12 protein-coding genes and 1 pseudogene are annotated in these 13,871 nt (G+C 70.0%); 3 read left to right on the top strand and 10 right to left on the bottom strand.

Annotated features, from left to right (window positions below; genetic code table 11):
• Window positions 1–110 precede the first annotated feature (110 nt).
• From ACWDEN_RS33035 to ACWDEN_RS33025, 3 genes and pseudogenes are all read right to left on the bottom strand, one after another.
• Window positions 111–1,319 carry an Ig-like domain-containing protein gene (locus ACWDEN_RS33035; protein WP_450861499.1) on the bottom strand — a complete coding sequence of 403 codons (1,209 nt, stop codon included), beginning with the start codon at window positions 1,317–1,319 and terminating at the stop codon, window positions 111–113.
• A gap of 197 nt (window positions 1,320–1,516) precedes the next feature.
• The gene (locus tag ACWDEN_RS33030) at window positions 1,517–2,542 is read right to left on the bottom strand and encodes a P1 family peptidase (protein WP_351621563.1); all 1,026 of its coding nucleotides are present in this window, start codon (window positions 2,540–2,542) and stop codon (window positions 1,517–1,519) included.
• Window positions 2,543–2,579: 37 nt separating this feature from the next.
• Window positions 2,580–3,424: pseudogene (locus tag ACWDEN_RS33025) on the bottom strand (low temperature requirement protein A).
• Between the two features lie 138 nt (window positions 3,425–3,562).
• Between ACWDEN_RS33025 and ACWDEN_RS33020 the strand changes: the two are divergent.
• Entirely contained in the window at window positions 3,563–3,739 is a 177-nt protein-coding gene (locus tag ACWDEN_RS33020) for a hypothetical protein (RefSeq protein ID WP_351621557.1), read from the top strand.
• A 19-nt stretch (window positions 3,740–3,758) separates the two neighbouring features.
• Here ACWDEN_RS33020 and mscL read toward each other — a convergent pair whose 3' ends face one another.
• The 6 genes from mscL to ACWDEN_RS32990 form a co-directional block, all read right to left on the bottom strand.
• Entirely contained in the window at window positions 3,759–4,235 is a 477-nt protein-coding gene (gene mscL / locus ACWDEN_RS33015) for a large conductance mechanosensitive channel protein MscL (protein WP_351621554.1), read from the bottom strand.
• 138 nt (window positions 4,236–4,373) lie between these two features.
• A complete protein-coding gene (locus ACWDEN_RS33010) occupies window positions 4,374–4,865 on the bottom strand; it encodes a hypothetical protein (protein WP_450861594.1) in 492 nt (163 codons plus the stop codon).
• Between the two features lie 274 nt (window positions 4,866–5,139).
• On the bottom strand, window positions 5,140–5,973 hold the full coding sequence (locus ACWDEN_RS33005) for an S-methyl-5'-thioadenosine phosphorylase (protein WP_450861496.1): 834 nt from the start codon (window positions 5,971–5,973) through the stop codon (window positions 5,140–5,142).
• 97 nt (window positions 5,974–6,070) lie between these two features.
• Window positions 6,071–6,379 carry an FmdB family zinc ribbon protein gene (locus ACWDEN_RS33000; protein ID WP_351621549.1) on the bottom strand — a complete coding sequence of 103 codons (309 nt, stop codon included), beginning with the start codon at window positions 6,377–6,379 and terminating at the stop codon, window positions 6,071–6,073.
• 67 nt (window positions 6,380–6,446) lie between these two features.
• Entirely contained in the window at window positions 6,447–7,745 is a 1,299-nt protein-coding gene (locus tag ACWDEN_RS32995) for an MFS transporter (RefSeq protein ID WP_351621546.1), read from the bottom strand.
• Between the two features lie 281 nt (window positions 7,746–8,026).
• Window positions 8,027–9,586, bottom strand: coding sequence for a potassium/proton antiporter (locus ACWDEN_RS32990; protein ID WP_450861592.1), 1,560 nt, complete (start codon window positions 9,584–9,586; stop codon window positions 8,027–8,029).
• Window positions 9,587–9,798: 212 nt separating this feature from the next.
• On the opposite strand from ACWDEN_RS32990, the gene ACWDEN_RS32985 reads away from it, so the two are divergent.
• Window positions 9,799–12,633, top strand: coding sequence for a penicillin acylase family protein (locus tag ACWDEN_RS32985; RefSeq protein WP_351621541.1), 2,835 nt, complete (start codon window positions 9,799–9,801; stop codon window positions 12,631–12,633).
• Between the two features lie 93 nt (window positions 12,634–12,726).
• On the opposite strand, the gene ACWDEN_RS32980 is transcribed toward ACWDEN_RS32985, so the two are convergent.
• Window positions 12,727–13,308: a 5-formyltetrahydrofolate cyclo-ligase gene (locus ACWDEN_RS32980; RefSeq protein WP_351621575.1), complete on the bottom strand. Its 582-nt coding sequence runs from the start codon at window positions 13,306–13,308 to the stop codon at window positions 12,727–12,729.
• 134 nt (window positions 13,309–13,442) lie between these two features.
• On the opposite strand from ACWDEN_RS32980, the gene ACWDEN_RS32975 reads away from it, so the two are divergent.
• Window positions 13,443–13,871, top strand: a 429-nt coding sequence (locus tag ACWDEN_RS32975; protein WP_450861493.1) for a UTP--glucose-1-phosphate uridylyltransferase, incomplete at its 3' end; no start/stop codon positions are given.

Genomic DNA, 13,871 nt, shown 5'->3' with positions numbered 1-13,871 from the left:
GCCCCTCGGTCGGACATCATGTCCGGGAACCGAGAAAACGTATGCCGGGAAAACGCGCGGGCCGCGCGAAAAGTTCCCGCGCGGCCCGACATGGTGTCAAAACCAGCCGTTCAGGCGGCACTTCCGGCGGTCCAGGCACTCCACGACATGTTCCAGCCGTTGAGCCCGTTGTCCGGGGCCACCGTCGTGTCCGGGGAGTTCTTCACGATGACGACGTCCCCGATGAGTGTGTTGTCGTAGAACCACTTGGCGGGCGTGGCGCCCTGCGCGCCCTGCACGTCGGCCAAGCCGACGCAGCCGTGGCTGGTGCCCTCGCGGCCGAAGGGCGGGTTGCCCTGGTTGTACCAGTAGTTGCCGTGGATGAAGGTGCCGGAGTCCGTCAGGCGCATCGCGTGCGGCACGTCCGGGATGTTGTACTCACCGCCGAGGCCGACCGTCCGGCTGTCCATGCGGGTCTGTGTGAACTTCTCGGAGATCACCATCTGCCCGTTGTAGGTGGTGTGCTGCGGGCTTCCGGTGGAGATCGGAATGGTCTTGACCGTCTTGCCGTCCCGTACCACGGTCATGGTCTGGGTGTTGGCGTCGACCGTGGAGACCTGCGACCGCCCGATGGTGAAGGAGACGGTCTTCTTCTGCACCCCGTAGACGCCCTTCGCGCCCTGGACCCCGTCCAGATCGATCTGCATCGTGACCCTGGAGCCGGCCTTCCAGTAGTCCTGCGGCCGGAAGTCCAGCCGCCGGTCCCCGAACCAGTGCCCGACCACCTGCTGGCCACTGCTGGAGTTGACCGTGATGTGCGACTGCACGGCCTTCTTGTCGGAGATCGACTTGTCGAAGGTGAACGACACCGGCATGCCCACCCCGACCGTGCTGCCGTTGTCGGGCGTATAGGTGCCGATGAAGCTGTTCGCCGTCGTCACGGTGGTGAAGATGGAGTTGGCCGCCGCGGTACGCCCGTCGGCGTCCTTCGCGGTCGCGTCGATCTCGTACTTCGTCCCGCGCTCCAGCTGCTGCTTCGGCTTCCAGCTGCCGCCGTCCGCGGATATCGTCCCGGCCACGGTCTGCCCCGTCCCCGACACGGTCATCTTCACGTCGGTCAGCTTGCCGCCGCTGACCTTCACGCCGGTCGCGTTGATGGACGCGTCGGTCGAACCGTCCTTGGCCGAGATCGCGATCTTCGCCGTGGACGTCTTGGGAGAGTTCTTGCCGTCGCCGGTGGCGTTGGCGCTGCCACCGCAGGCGGTCAGAGTGAGGCTGCCGACCACCAGGGCGGCACAGGCCCCCAGTACGCGCCGCGCTGCAATGTCCGGCGTTGTCACAGGCTGCTCCAGGTTCGTGTGATGTGCGTGATCCGCTCCCATGCGTGAGGAAAGAGGGAACCGGCGCCCGGGAAGGTTCCCTCCAGATCCACGTGAACGCCATCACGTGACAGAACCGCGACAATTCAAGCCCGACGGTCGCTCCATCCCGGCCACAGCCCGCCGCAGCACGCCGCACCCCCGAGCCCGCACCACCCCTACCTCGCCCCGTACAACTCCCCGTACGACGGCCACACTCCACCGGGCCCTTCGGCCGACTCGGCGGCGCGCACACCCCGCACGATCGCCCGTGTCACCGCATCCGCACCGGCAGCGAGGATGCCGTTGAGCTCCAGCGGGTGCTCGGAAAGAGAGCGTGCGCCGGTCGCCAGCGCGAACACCGTGTCGCCGTCGTTCATGAGGTGCACCGGCCGTACGGCGCGCGCGATCCCGTCGTGCGCCGTGCCTGCCAGCTTGTGCGCCTGCGCCTTGGAGAGGCTCGCGTCGGTCGCGACGACCGCCAGCGTCGTGTTGAGCGGAGGCGGTGCGTTCTTGGCGGCGCATTCGTCGAGGCGCCGGCGCGCGGCCACGTGCACGCGCTCCTCGGGATACTCCACCCGCCCCTGACACAACTCCCCGTACAACGCCCCCGTTTCGGGCTCGATCACCGACCCCGCGGCGTTCACCACCACCAGTGCGGCCACGGTGATCCCGGAGTCGAGCACCGTGCTCGCGGTGCCCACGCCACCCTTGACGCGCCCCGCAACGGCGCCCGTACCGGCCCCGACGCACCCCTCCGCCACCCGGGCGCCCGGCGTACTCGCCGCCGCGGCTTCCACCGCCGCACGCCCCGTCGCCGCGTCCGGGCGCGCGCCGAAGTTCCCTCCGCGCCCCAGGTCGAAGACGCACGCGGCCGGCACGACCGGCACGATGTGCGCCGGGTCCGGCCCCACCCGCACTCCGCGCCGCTGCTCCTCCAGCCAGGCCATCACCCCGGACGCCGCGTCGAGCCCGTACGCGCTGCCACCGGTGAGCACGACCGCGTCGACCCGCTGGACCACGTTGCGCGGGTCGAGCGCGTCGGTCTCCTTGGTGCCGGGGCCGCCGCCGCGCACGTCCACGGCGACGACCGCGCCGCCCTCCGGAGCGAGCACGACCGTGGTGCCGGTGAGCCAGCCGCCCCCGCTGCGGGTGGCGTGCCCCACCCGCACCCCGGCGACGTCCGTGATTGCGTCAACTGTCATGGAGGCCAGTCTCGCCCACCGAAGTGCCCGCGAGGAGTCAGCCTGCCGGAGCGGTGGCGCTCGCCGCGTGCTGCCCGGGGACCATGCGCGCCGTCAGCGCCACTCCGGTCGCGACCGCGGCCGAGCACACCAGCCCCGCCGCGAGTACCGCCCAGCCGCCCAGGAAAGTGCAGCAGATCACCAGCAGCGCCGCGGCCGGCAGCACCAGTTGCTGGGCGATGCCGACCTTGAAGTGCCGAGAGTGGAGCGCCCAGACGGTGAGCAGATACAGCGCCGTGGGCAGTGTCACGGCCGCCGCCGCGGACAGCGCGGAGATGTCGGTCTTGCCGACCGCGTGTTCCACGGCCACCTCCAGGCCCGCACCTGGCACAGGAGCACGCCGCACGCGTACCGCAGCGCGACGGTTCTCTCGGCGCCCTCGGCCGATCTCGCCGCTCTCAGCCACTGCGTGGCCATCGCCAGCCGCATGATCACGTAGCCGAGCCAGACCACCAGGTAGTCGTGATGCTGGAAGGCCCGGGAGATGCCGGCGGCCAGCACCAGGACGCCGGCGATCTGCACCAGGGTGACGACCCGGTAGAGCGCGTCGTCGTTGTCGTACGCCGAGGCGAACCAGGTGAAGTTCATCCAGGCCCACCAGATGGCGAAGAACTGCATGGCGTAGTCGAGGATTCCGTCGCCCGCGTGTCCCTGGGCGACGGCGTGCACCAGTTGCGCGCCGGCCTGCGCGATCGCCACGACGAAGCACAGGTCGAAGAAGAGCTCTAGCGGCGAGGAGACCCGGTGCGCCTCGTCGCGCCCGCGCGCGACGAGGCGTCGCAGCGGTCCGGAGGACGGGGGTGCGCCCGAGGAGGCGGGTGCCGGAGCGGAACTCGAGGTCATGCCTCTCAGCACAGCAGAAAAGCGTCCAGAGGGCCTTGTGAAGGCATCAGCAGACAATGAACGCATTCACAAGCGGCGCCGTCCGCCGGGGGCGCGGGACGCGCGCGGGCGCGTGGACCGGGGCCGTACCCTTGTGGCATGAGCACCACCCCCGCATCCGAGCCCCGCGACCCGAAGCCCGCACTGGTTTTCGACGACCCGCTGGACCAGCAGTCCTCGGACGACACCGACCGCGGGTGGGGCGAGCGCTCGGACGGCGACAGCGCCGCCGACCTGAAGCGCTTCCTCGACGAGAAGCCGCCCCACCACCTCTGAGCCGTCCGCGACAGCGCCGCTAGCGCTCGTCGCGTCCCGATCCACGCTGCGCGACCAGCGCGTCGCGGATCTCCTTGAGCACCTCCAGCTCGGTCACCTCGACGACCTCCTTGGCGCCCTCCCTCGCAGCCTTGCGGGCCGCCTGCCGCGCCAGGTACCTGGACATCGGCAGGATCATCAGGAAGTACACGACCGCTGCCGTGATCACGAACGTCAGCGTGGCGCCGAGGACGGAGCCCCACAGGATCGGTACACCGCTCTTGACCGTGCCGTCCGGGCCCACCACGCACGGGTCCTTCAGGCAGAAGCTGTAGTGATCCAGATTCTGCGTGCCGATCGCTCCCACCAGTGGGCTGATCACCCCCTTGACCACCGAGTTCACGATGTTCGTGAAGGCCGCGCCGATGACCACCGCGACTGCCAGATCGACGACGTTGCCGCGCATCAGAAAGGCCTTGAAGCCCTGCCAGACGCTCGGTTCCTTCTTCTCGCTCACCTCGGGGACTCTCCTCGCATGCGCAGGGTGTGGAACGAAACGCTCCGCAACCTACGGCACGGTGAGCCCATGCTGTCCAGTCCCGTCGTTGGATCGAGAGACCTGACAGCAATCCGCCGAGAAAGCGTCCCAGGCGCTTCAGCACAGCGTCACCGCCAGGCGGGCCGTGGCGCCGGCGCCGACGAGCCGCGCCGCCGTGCCACGCGGCACCGACAGCACGACCAGTGCCCCGCTCTCGGCCCCGTCCTCCAGCGGCTCGGGCACCTCGGTCACCCGCACGCCGCGCGCGAGCACCTGTGCGGCGCCCCCGGCCGTCGGATCCCCGGCGGCGATGACGTCGACGCGGTCGCCGGGCCGTAGGAGCCGGACGGTGGCCGCGTCGGCGATCCGCACGGGTGCCGCCACCAGGTCCACGGCCGCATGCCGGCGTACGGGCACCGTGACCGGGTGCTTCCGGGCCTGTTCCACGCGATGCGGCCTGGCCTCCGTGCGCGGCCCCGCGGCGACCAGCGCGGCCGCGGTCACCGCGAGGCCGGCCGCGATGGCCCGCCTGCGGTGCCGTACGAGCCGCTGCAGCTGATACCGCCCGCCGCGCACCCGCACCGGCGGGAACTGCGGCACCTCACAGATCGCCGGGGCGTCCGTGCCCAGCGGGCGCGGAAGCCGGAGCGGAGGCGGAGAGGGCGGAGAGGGCGGAGAGGGCGGGGACGGAAGGGGAGACGTATGCGGAGACGGATTCAAGGACGAGGAACGAGGCACGGAAATCACCGCCTGCGACGAGGAATTCGGCTTGCGATGCCACGATGAGGCCTTGCGCCGAATCCCGCCGGAGCCGGTGGATCACGGACGGGTTGTGGATAACTCGCCCACCCGAACGGGGAATTCCGCTCTTCTTGCGAAGGCGCTACGGCAGCCGGAAGCCAGGATCCATTCCGCCGAGCGCGTTCACGCACAGGCAGTCCCGTGACCCGGTCTCCGGCAGTGCCGCCACCGCGTCGAACAGCACTCCGCGCAGGCGGTCCACATTGGCCGCGAACACCTGCAGCACCTCCTCGTGCGAGACGCCCTCACCGGTCTCGGCGCCGGCGTCGAGGTCGGTGACCAGGGTCAGCGACGTGTAGCACAGCTCCAGTTCCCGGGCGAGCGCCGCTTCGGGGTGACCGGTCATGCCCACGACCGACCAGCCCTGCGCCCGGTGCCACAACGATTCGGCACGCGTCGAGAAGCGCGGCCCCTCGACCACGACCAGCGTTCCGCTGTCCACCGGCTCCCAGTCCCGTCCCCGGGCGGCCTTCAGCGCGGCAGCCCGCCCGGTGGGGCAGTAGGGGTCGGCCATGGAGACGTGCACGACGTTCGGCACGGTGCCGTCGGGCAGCGGCAACCCGTCGAAGTACGACTGCATCCGGGACTTCGTACGGTCCACGAACTGGTCCGGCACGAGCAGGGTGCCGGGGCCGTACTCGGGCTGCAGGCCGCCCACCGCGCAGGGGCCGAGCACCTGCCGGACGCCGACCGAGCGCAGCGCCCACAGGTTGGCGCGGTAGTTGATGCGATGCGGCGGCAGGTGGTGGCCGCGGCCGTGCCGGGGCAGGAAGGCCACCCGCCGGCCGGCGATCTCACCGAGGAAGAGGGAGTCGCTGGGCGGCCCGTAGGGGGTGTCCACCTGGACCTCGGTCACGTCGTCGAGGAACGAGTAGAAGCCCGAGCCACCGATTACGCCGATCTCTGCGTTCGCCATGACCAGCACCCTAGCGGGCGGTGAAACCGTGGGGGAGCGGCGCCGGGAGGCGCCGAAGGCCCTGCCGTCGTACGACGGCAGGGTCCGGGGAAAGGCGTCAGGCCGCGGAGCTGCCGGCGGAGCTCGACGAGGACGAGGACGAAGACGAGGACGACTTCGCGTCGGACGAGGACGTGCCGGACGACGACGTGCTCGACGACTTCGACGCCGGGCTGCTGCTCGACGTGGAGCCGCGGGAGTCGTTGCGGTAGAAGCCGGAACCCTTGAAGACGATGCCGACCGCGGAGAACACCTTCTTCAGGCGGCCACCGCAGCTGGGGCACTCGGTCAGGGCGTCGTCGGTGAACTTCTGCACCGCCTCAAGGCCGTCGCCGCACTCGGTGCACTGGTACTGGTAGGTCGGCACTGTCTTCCTCCTGGCACTCTCACTCGATGAGTGCTAACGACGATCCATAGTGACCTATTCCGTGGATTCAGTCCACCGTCACCGGCACGCGGTGACCGACGCCACGTGCGACGGTACGGTTCTGCGGCCGCGCGACCAGCCGCGACCGCAGCGCCAGCAGGGTCGCCAGCGCGAGTACGGTGCCGGCCATCGGCACCAGGAATCCCGCACCGTCCCACAGCCGGTCCTCCAGCTGTCCGGCGACCGTGACGGCGGCCGCCTGCCCGAGCGCGACCGCGCCGGTCAGCCAGGTGAAGGCCTCCGTGCGCGCGCCGGCCGGGACCAGGCTCTCGACCAGCGTGTAGCCGGTGATCAGCGCCGGCGCGATGCACATGCCCACCAGCAGGCCGAGCCCGGCGAGCAGCAGCACCGAGTGCGCCGTCCACAGGGCGGACGCGACGATCGCGAGCGCCGTGTAGCCGACGACCAGGCGGCGCTGGGGGGCTGTCTTCCAGGCGATCGCGCCGCAGACGATGCCGGACAGCATGTTGCCCGCGGCGAACACGCCGTACAGGACACCGTTCAGGCCGGGCTCGCCGATCGACTCGGTGAACGCCGCCAGCGCCACCTGCATGCCCCCGAAGACGGACCCGATGCCCAGGAAGGTCACGACCAGCACGCGCACGCCCGGCACGCGCAGCGCGGAGGCGTGTTGCACGCGTGCGTGCCCGCTCTCGCCGGTCACCGGCGGCTGCGTGCCCTTCTGCGCGGCGAACAGCAGACCGCCGACGAGGGTCAGCGCGCCCTCCGTGAGCAGGCCGGCCGCCGGTGTCACTGCGGTGCACAGCGCGGTCGCCAGCAGCGGTCCGAAGACGAATGTCAGCTCGTCCGTGACCGACTCGAACGCCGCCGCGGTGGCCATCAGCGGCGAACCCTGCAGCTTCACGCCCCAGCGTGCACGCACCATGGGGCCGATCTGCGGCACCGAGGCGCCGGTGGGGACGGCCGCCAGGAACAGCGCCCACAGGGGCGCGTGCGCCAGCGCGAGCGCCGTCAGCGACAGGCCGGACAGCGTGTGCACCACAACACCGGGGACCAGCACGGCGCGCTGGCCGTAGCGGTCGGCGAGGCGCCCGCTGTACGGCGCGAACAGCGCCATGGAGACACCGGTGGCGGCCGCGGCGGCGCCCGCGGCGCCGTACGAGCCGGTGGTGTGCTGCACGAGCAGCACGATGGAGATGGTGAGCATCGCGAACGGCTGGCGCGCCGCGAAACCGGGGAGCAGGAAGGTCCAGGCGCCGCGGGTGCGCAGCAGCTGTCCGTATCCCGGGCGGGTCGGGGCCGGCGAGGTCTTCTCCGGTTCGGTGGTGGTGACCGTGGATCCCACGGCCGTGCCTTTCTGCCGCCTGGTAGCGCGGGCCTGGTGGGGCCCGGGGCCGAGAGCTGTCCTCTTGCGCGGACTGCGGTAGATACCGGCGCCCACGGGGGGTGGGGGGCGAACGGCCGCCATACGGTCGCGCCAGCTCTGCGTCAGGCAGAGTTGGTTCGATCAGGGTGCGCCCTCATGGTACAAGGACCAGCGCGTCCCGCAGCTGTGAAAACGAGCACCACGGATGTGGACACCTGGGATTTCACGGAAATGGGGCGTGAACCGCACGGAACGCGCCCTCAACGCGAGCTGGTCGCCCCGTTCATGCCGAGCCAGCCCGCCAGCTTGCCGCCGTGGGCGACCGCGCGCAGACGTCGCTCCGCCGCGTCGCGGACCGGGTCGGTGGCGACGACGAGCAGTTCGTCCCCCCGGCGCAACACCGTCGAGGGCAGCGGAACGAACGATTTTTCTTCGCGGACGACGAGGGTGACGGCAGCCCCGGGAGGCAGGCGCAGCTCGCTGACCTCCACGCCGTGCATCCGGGAGCCCTCGGGGATCGAGATCGACAGCAGGTGTCCGCGCAGCCGCTCCAGGGGCGCCGACTCGATGCCGAGGTCGGAGGCCTCGCCCTGCTCGCCGAGCCGCAGCGTGCGCGCCAGCCAGGGCAGCGTCGGCCCCTGGACGAGGGTGTAGACGACGACCAGTACGAAGACGATGTTGAAGATGCGGCGGCTGCCGGTGACGCCGTTCACCATGGGGATGGTCGCCAGGATGATGGGCACGGCGCCGCGCAGTCCCGCCCACGACATCAGCGTCTGCTCCTGCCAGGGCACACGGAACGGTGCCAGGCTGAGCACCACGCTCAGCGGGCGGGCCACCATGGTGAGGACCAGCCCGATGAGCAGAGCCGGTGCGACGTCGTCCCCGAGCTCGTGCGGAGTGACCAGCAGGCCGAGTACGACGAACATGCCGATCTGGGCGATCCAGCCGAGCCCCTCGGCGAACCCCCGCGTGGCCGGCCAGTGGGGGAGCTTGGCGTTGCCGAGCATCATCGCGGCCAGGTAGACGGCCAGGAAGCCGCTGCCGTGCGCCAGGGCGCCGGCGGCGTACGCCGTCACGGCGATCGCCATGACGGCGATCGGGTAGAGGCCGGAGGCCGGCAGGGCCACGTGCTTGAGTCCCCAGGAGCCGAACCAGCCCACCGCCAGCCCTATGGCCGCGCCGATGGCCAGTTCCAGGGCTATCTCGCCCAGCAGCACGTACCAGTGCTCGACCGGCCCGGCCGTGCAGAAGGCGACGACCAGGATGACCACCGGGGCGTCGTTGAAGCCGGACTCCGCCTCCAGCGTGCCCGTCACGCGCGCGGGGAGGGGAACTCTGCGCAGCACCGAGAAGACCGCCGCCGCGTCCGTGGAGGACACCACCGCGCCGATGATGAGCGCCTGCCGCCACTCCAGCCCGACCAGAAAGTGCGCGCCCGCCGCGGTGACGCCCACGCTGACGGCGACGCCGAAGGTGGCCAGGACCGAGGCGGAGGACAGGACCGGCCTGATCTCCTTCCACTTCGTGCCGAGGCCGCCCTCGGCGAGGATCACGACCAGTGCGGCGTACCCCATGACCTGGGTCACCGCGGCGCTGTTGAAGTGGATTTCGCCGATGCCGTCCTGGCCCATGAGGACGCCGATCCCCAGGTAGACGAGCAGGCTGGGGAGCCCGCTGCGGGAGGAGATCCGGACGGCCGCGACGGCGACGAGCAGGACCACGGAGCAGACGAGCAGGAGCTGGTTGAGGTGGTGAACAGTCAGCGGCGGTTCCCTTCCTTGGCTCACGCCGGGGGCGCGAGCTCGCGTACACAAGATCCGAGGCTGCGGCGCACCGCACCCAAGTACTTCGTTACCTTACCTAACTCTTGACGCTTTCTTGACGCTTGCCGGGAGAAGATCGAACGCTCGTACGCGCTGGTTCCCGACTCCGCGTCAAGCGGCACAGGGCCCTGCGCCTATGGTTGCTCCAGCGCTCATTCAAAGTCACAGCCCGACCTGCCGCTCGCGTTAGGACAGCAAGGACAGCGATGCCCCCCAACACCACCGCCACAACGGGTGACACCGCCACCACCGGTGCCGCGCCCGCCAAGCCCGGCAGGAAGAAGGGGCGCAGAGCCCGACTGATCGTGCTGGTGCTGGTCCTGGCCGTCATCGGCGGCATCGCCTTCGGGGCGTACTGGTCGATCAGCACCGTCCGCGCCTCCTTCCCGCAGACCAAGGGCACGATCACGCTCCAGGGCCTGTCGGGGCCGGTCGACGTCAAACGGGACGGCAACGGCATCCCGCAGATCTACGCGTCCTCCGACGAGGACCTGTTCATGGCCCAGGGCTACGTCCAGGCGCAGGACCGGTTCTGGGAGATGGACGTGCGCCGGCACATGACCTCCGGGCGCCTGTCGGAGATGTTCGGCAAGAGCCAGGTCAAGAACGACGAGTTCCTGCGCACCCTCGGCTGGGACCGCATCGCCAAGCAGGAGTACGACACCAAGCTGTCGGCCGCCACGAAGAAGTACCTCCAGGCGTACGCCGCGGGCGTCAACGCCTACCTTCAGGGCAAGGACGGCAAGGACATCTCCCTGGAGTACGCGGCCCTGGGCTTCACCAACGACTACAAGCCGCAGAAGTGGACCCCGGTCGACTCCGTCTCCTGGCTGAAGGCGATGGCCTGGGACCTGCGCGGCAACATGCAGGACGAGATCGACCGCGCCCTGATGAGCAGCCGGCTCGGTCCGCAGCAGATCGCCGACCTGTACCCGGAGTACCCGTACAGCCGTAACAAGCCGATCGTGCAGGAAGGCCAGTACAACGCGCTGACCAAGTCCTTCCGGCAGAGCGGCGCCACCGGAACCTCGCAGGGCACCGGCACGACGGGCACGTCCGGCACCACGGGCGGCGCCACAGGCACCTCTGCGGGCTCCAGGGGCGCGACCGGCTCCTCCGCCTCGGCCACGTCGGGATCGTCGCTCACAAGCCAGCTGGCGGGCCTCTACAACGTCCTGGACAACGTTCCGACCGCCGTCGGAGTGAACGGCCAGGGCATCGGCTCCAACTCATGGGTGGTGTCCGGGAAGTACACCATCACCAAGAAGCCGCTGCTCGCCAACGACCCGCACCTGTCCGCGTCACTGCCGTCGGTCTGGTACCAGATGGGCCTGCACTGCCGCAGCGTCTCCAGCACGTGCCAGTACGACGTGACCGGCTACACCTTTGCCGGCATGCCCGGTGTGATCATCGGCCACAACGCGAACATCGCCTGGGGCATGACGAACTCCGGGGTCGACGTCACCGACCTCTACCTGGAGAAGGTGAGCGCGAACGGCTACCAGTACGACGGCAAGATCCGGCCCTTCAACACCCGCGAGGAGACCATCAAGGTCGCCGGAGGATCGTCCAAGACGATCGTCGTGCGCCAGACCCAGGACGGGATGCCACTGCTGTCCGACCGTGACGACGAACTCGTCCAGGTCGGCAAGCGGGCCACGGTCAACACCGCCGCCCCCGACCGCGGCGACGGCTACGGCATCGCCCTGAGGTGGACCGCGCTGGACCCGGGCACCTCCATGGACGCCGTCTTCGCCATCGACAAGGCCGCGGACTGGAGCGGCTTCCGCCAGGCCGCCGCTCTGTTCGACGTGCCCTCGCAGAACCTGGTCTACGCCGACACCAACAACAACATCGGCTACACCCTGCCTGGCAAGATCCCCACCCGGTCGGCTCTCGACGACGGCTCCGTCCCGGCGCCCGGCTGGAACTCGAAGTACCGCTGGACCGGCTTCATCAAGCAGGGCGAGCTCCCCTACGAGTACAACCCCAAGCGCGGCTACATCGTCACCGCCAACCAGGCCGTGGTCGACAAGGACAAGTACCCGTACACCCTCACCACCGACTGGGGATACGGCACCCGCAGCCAGCGCATCACCGACCTGATCGAGTCCAAGATCAAGGACGGCGGCAAGATCTCCACCGACGACATGCGGCAGATGCAGCTGGACAACAGCAGCGAGATCGCCAAGTTCCTGGTGCCGAAGCTGCTGAAGATCAACCTCGACGACAAGAACGTGCGCGACGCGCAGAAGCTGCTGGAGGGCTGGGACTACACCCAGGAGTCCGACTCCGCGGCGGCCGCCTACTTCAACGCGGTCTGGCGCAATGTCCTCAAGCTCTCCTTCGGGAACAAGCTGCCCAAGGAACTGCGCGTTCAGGGACAGTGCCTGTGGGTCGACAAGATCGACAGCACCGGCCCCGTCGACGACGACGCCAAGGTGCGCGAGTGCGGCGAGCGCGACACCGACCAGGCGCAGCCGGACGGCGGCGACCGCTGGTTCGAGGTCGTGCGCACCCTGATGAACAAGCCGGACAGCGACTGGTGGAAGACCCCCAGGTCGGGCACCCGCCCCGCGGCGAACAACATGGACCAGCTCTTCGCCCGGGCCATGATCGACGCCCGCTGGGAGCTGACCGCCAAGCTCGGCAAGGACATCGACACCTGGAGCTGGGGCCGGCTGCACCGCCTGTTCCTGAAGAACCAGACCCTCGGCACCGACGGCCCCAAGGCGCTGCAGTACGTCCTCAACCGCGGCCCCTGGAAGCTCAGCGGCGGCGAGGCCACGGTGAACGCGAGCGGCTGGAACGCCGCCGGCGGCTACAACGTCGTCTGGGTGCCGTCCATGCGGATGGTCGTCAACCTCGCCGATTTCGACAAGTCCAGGTGGATCAACCTGACCGGCGCCTCGGGGCACGCCTTCAGCGCGCACTACACGGACCAGACGAGCCTGTGGGCCAAGGGCGAGCTGCTGCCCTGGTCGTACTCGGGCAAGGCGGTCGACGCGAGCACGAGCGACACACTGGTCCTGAAGCCCTGACCGGCTGACGGCACGGAAAACGGCCCTCCACGCGCGCGTGGAGGGCCGTTTCGTCGTCGGGCCGTTCGTCGTACGGCAGCGGGGGATGCCGGGTCAGGTGCCCTGGAAGCGGCGCACGCCGGAGGGCGTCACCACGGCGTGCACGGGCTTGTCGTGCGCCTCCGCCGGGACGTGTGCGACGACCTCCGTGTCGTACAGCAGCACCACGAGCCGGGGGCGTGCGCCCGCGCGCTCCAGACGGGCCAGTACGCGGTCGTACGACCCTCCGCCGCGCCCCAGGCGCATTCCGCGCGCGTCGACCGCGAGGCCGGGCAGGAGAACGACGTCCGCGGCCGTCACGGCGTCCGGGCCGAGACGCGCGCCGGAGGGTTCGAAAAGCGCCATTTTCCCGCCGTGTTGGACCCGCGTGAGGGAGCCCGGGCCGGCGTACGCGCCCCAGTCGAGGTCGTTGTCCGGCAGGAGCGTGGGGAGCAGCACCCGCACGCCCCGCGCGCGCAGCGCGTCCAGCAGGGCCCGCGTGCCCGGCTCGCTCCCCACGGAGACGTACGCCGCCACCGTGCGCGCGTGCGCCAGTTCGGGCAGCTCCAGGGCGCGCTCCGCCAGCGCGCGGCCCGTCTCGTCGACGTCAGCTTCCGTCAACCTGTTCCTCACCGACAGGAACTCCCGCCGCAACATTCGCTTGTCAGGCTCGCTCGTGCCTCCGTCGTGTTCCACGGGTTGTTCTCGCCCCCTTCCTTGAATGCAGTCTTAAAGGGCAAACAAACCGGAGCCACAGGTTCCCGACAAAGGCACCGGATAAGGTTGCGAGCATGACTCAGTCGCACCCCAGGATCAGCAAGGCTGTCATTCCCGCGGCGGGCCTCGGCACCCGGTTCCTGCCGGCGACCAAGGCCACTCCGAAGGAGATGCTGCCGGTCGTCGACAAGCCCGCGATCCAGTACGTGGTCGAGGAGGCCGTCTCGGCGGGGCTCGACGACGTCCTCATGGTCACCGGGCGCAACAAGCGTCCCCTCGAGGACCACTTCGACCGCAACTACGAGCTGGAGTCGGCGCTCGAGAAGAAGGGCGACGCCGAACGGCTCGCGAAGGTGCGGGAGTCCAGTGACCTGGCGACCATGCACTACGTCCGCCAGGGCGATCCCCGGGGTCTGGGCCACGCCGTGCTGTGCGCCGCCCCGCACGTCGGCCACGAGCCCTTCGCGGTGCTCCTGGGTGATGACCTGATCGACCCGCGCGAC

The sequence above is a fragment of the Streptomyces sp. NPDC001153 genome, assembly GCF_053598315.1.
Note: the sequence above shows the minus strand (reverse complement) of the source record. Positions and strands in the feature narration are given on the sequence as shown.

Excerpts from the sequence above, each read along its gene's own strand:
- ACWDEN_RS33005 (WP_450861496.1), bottom strand. The coding sequence starts at position 5,973 with ATGGCGAACGCAGAGATCGGCGTAATCGGTGGCTCGGGCTTCTACTCG.
- ACWDEN_RS33030 (WP_351621563.1), bottom strand. The coding sequence starts at position 2,542 with ATGACAGTTGACGCAATCACGGACGTCGCCGGGGTGCGGGTGGGGCAC.
- ACWDEN_RS33020 (WP_351621557.1), top strand. The coding sequence starts at position 3,563 with ATGAGCACCACCCCCGCATCCGAGCCCCGCGACCCGAAGCCCGCACTG.
- ACWDEN_RS32980 (WP_351621575.1), bottom strand. The coding sequence starts at position 13,308 with ATGTTGCGGCGGGAGTTCCTGTCGGTGAGGAACAGGTTGACGGAAGCT.
- ACWDEN_RS32985 (WP_351621541.1), top strand. The coding sequence starts at position 9,799 with ATGCCCCCCAACACCACCGCCACAACGGGTGACACCGCCACCACCGGT.